Here is a 2,851-nt window from a genome sequence, read left to right as displayed (position 1 = left end):
TGGTCGCGCCGGTCGTGGTGGTCGCGCCCGTCGAGGTCGTCGTTGTCGCGCCGGTGTCCGTCGTCGTCGTGGTCGTCGTCGAAACGCCCGTGAGGTTTTCTTGCAGGTAGAACCACGGGAAGAAACCGCCGATCGACCCGTTCACCACATACGCGGTGCTGCCGACGGATGTTCCCGACGTTCGATAAACCGGGTACGCCATGTTGCCGAGCACCGTCCAGGCGGCCGTGACGGTTGACAGGTCGCGGATGTACGAGTTCAGCGCGAGCGCGGACGTCGAATCGACGCCTGCCGCGTAAATGATGCTGTTCCCGACCTGGGCACACGCACCGCCCCAACGGGTGGCCGGCAAGGGTTGCGGGTCCGCCGTCCACGAATTCGTGGTGGGGTTATAAATATAACCCTCCGCGCGCCCGATCGATCCGTCATTGCCGCCGGCGACGACGATAAAACCGTTGTAAACCCAGGCGCAGTGGAACGAGCGGGCGGCGGGCATGTTGGTGCGGGTCTCCCACGTAGACCCGCCGTTCGCGTTGAAGCGCAGGAGCTGGTTGGACGGCACGAGGCTGCCCGAGGGGATTCCGCCGCCGCCGACGAGATAGACGTAGTCGCCGATCGTGACGAGTTGCGCGCCCCAGGTCTGGTTGCCGGGCACCGCGGGGAGGCTGTCGTTCCAGGTATTCCCGACAAGATCGTAATACTGGAAGACGCCCGCGCCCGCGGCAGGGGCGAGATTGCCATCCACCTGGCCCGCGACGATATACGCGCGGCTGCCCCAGACCGTCGCCGCGACCGTGAAGTCGAGGGAATGCGGCGCACTGGCTTTTGTCGTCCAGATGCCGGTGCCGGGGTTGTACTCCTCGGCGAGGCCGCCGGCGTAGTAGTAGCTGTAACCGGCGAAATTGTAGATTTTTCCGCCGTACGTCACGGCGGCGTTGTCCATCGTGTCGTACGTGCTGTTGTCGCCCGTATCCGCCCAGGCGGCATCGATATCAAGCGCCAGTCCGGGCTCCAATTCGACCCGCGACCAGTCGATCGCCTTCGCGGCTTGCGCGGCCGTACCCGTAAACGCCGAAATCGGCCTTTGCGGCGTCGCCGCGAACACCAGCGCACCGGCGCCGACGATCGCAAATGTCAGAAAAATCCAACGGAATTTGCGCACGTTGTCCCTCCTTTAGGCTGCCGTCGTCCGTCGGCCAAATCGCACATTCGCGGCTTGCGCCCGAACGACGGCGGAAGATCACGGAATCTTTGCGTCGATTTCAATCCCGCGCGAATCGATTGTCAAGCGCGAATCGGGAATCGGGCAGGCAACCACCGCGAACGGCGGCACAAAAACACGGACGCGGCGCGGGCCACGTCCGTGTGATGGTCTTTGTTTTCGGAGTTCGTTCGCGTTAGCAGCCGCACCCGTCGTCGTCGTCATCATCGTCGTCGTCATCGTCGTCGTCGTCGTCGTCAAAATCGTCATCGTCATCGTCATCGTCATCGTCGTCATCGTCAAAATCGTCATCATCGCTCGCGTCGTCATCATTCGAATCGTCGTCCGCCGCGTCATCGTCCGCCGCGTCATCGTCCGCCGCGTCATCGTCGGCCGCGTCATCGTCCGCCGCGTCGTCGTCGTCACCAAGCCCGCAATCGCTCAGCGAAAACGTCAAATCCGCGTATGTTGCCATGGGGGCGTCCATCCAATCGGTGCCGGACCCGAATCCGCCGCCAGGATTCACGAACTGGGCCATCTCGCCGTAGGTGTCGGGGGACCCCTGGCCGTACCATTGCCCGTTGGGATCGAAGTTCATTTGCACGTAAAACACCAGCCAGTAAACGCCTTCGGTCAGCGAAAACTTGGCATCCGTAGCGGCCGTGAAATCCAGGCCGCTCAGCGTAACGTCGGCGTCGGGCAGGCTCCAGAAGCCCGTCCAAACGGGTACGTCCGCGGTGTAGGGCCGGCCATCGGGCTTGCCCGCGTCATCCGCGAAGATCGCGAGATAAACGCCCGACGCCGCACCGTCGAGATTGGAGATCAGGCTTGCCGATCCGCCGACGTAAATCTCGTCGATGTTCCAGGTTTCGCCGGAGGGCACCTCGAAATCGTCCGCCGCCGCGCAGTCGTAGGTGTCCGACGAACTCTCGAAATCCTGCGCCGCGGGGCCATCGAGCGTCGGGCCCTTCGCCTGTCCGTAAAGCTCCGTGCACTGCGCAAAGGCGGCGGGCGCCAAGGCCAGGAGCGCACACATCACGAACGCCAAAGTCAAAAAACCTCGGGTCATTGCGTCGTCCTCCAAGGGTTGAAGTATCCCAATCGGCCAAAATCCGCGCAAAGTCAACGGAGAACTTTAGGGGGACGCGACGGCACGGTCGTCCGTCAAGCGAGCCTTTGCACAAAAATGCAGCATTTTCCGGGCATTGCGGCGCCGGGCGATCTACCATCGCGAGGTGTCGAACGAGCGGCGAAATCGAAAATCCAACGGCGCGGGTCGAGCGCCGGCGCCCGGCGGCGCGATCGCGCGCCTCGTCGAGCTGACCGCGCCGGGCACCGGCAAGCTCTCGGTCGAGGTCGATCGAGTGCGGCGGCCGGTCGGCCCCGCGCCGGCATCCGTGCTCGCCCAAAAATGGGCCGACTGGGTCTGCCGCCGATACGCCTTTTCCGTCGCGCTTGCGAGCCTGCCCGCCGCGCGAAAGCCGCCCGCCGCCGTCGGGCGCCTTCTCGCGAACGCCGGCGCCGTCGCGGCCGATCTCTATCTCGCGCTGCGCGCGATGGTCCGTATCGTCCTTGGCGCCGGTTTGATCCACGCGCGCGACTCCGACGATCTTTTGCGCGACGAGCTGCTCAAAATCGCCGCCGCTTTTT

Annotated in this window: 3 protein-coding genes; 1 reads left to right on the top strand and 2 read right to left on the bottom strand. The window is 64.3% G+C overall.

Features of this window, described 5'->3' with window-relative positions:
- Both K8I61_18700 and K8I61_18695 read right to left on the bottom strand, forming a co-directional pair.
- On the bottom strand, positions 1–1,162 hold a 1,162-nt coding region (locus K8I61_18700; protein ID MBZ0274075.1), incomplete at its 3' end, for a hypothetical protein.
- A 235-nt stretch (positions 1,163–1,397) separates the two neighbouring features.
- A complete protein-coding gene (locus tag K8I61_18695; GenBank protein ID MBZ0274074.1) occupies positions 1,398–2,270 on the bottom strand; it encodes a hypothetical protein in 873 nt (290 codons plus the stop codon).
- 166 nt (positions 2,271–2,436) lie between these two features.
- Between K8I61_18695 and K8I61_18690 the strand changes: the two genes are divergently transcribed.
- On the top strand, positions 2,437–2,851 hold a 415-nt coding region (locus K8I61_18690), incomplete at its 3' end, for a hypothetical protein (GenBank protein MBZ0274073.1).

It is taken from the genome of bacterium, assembly GCA_019912885.1.
GTDB lineage: Bacteria > Lernaellota > Lernaellaia > JACKCT01 > JACKCT01 > JAIOHV01.
This window is presented reverse-complemented; position numbering and strand designations above follow the sequence as displayed.

What these genes read in the sequence shown, in the direction of transcription:
- K8I61_18695 (MBZ0274074.1), bottom strand. Translation starts at nt 2,270, where the DNA reads ATGACCCGAGGTTTTTTGACTTTGGCGTTCGTGATGTGTGCGCTCCTG.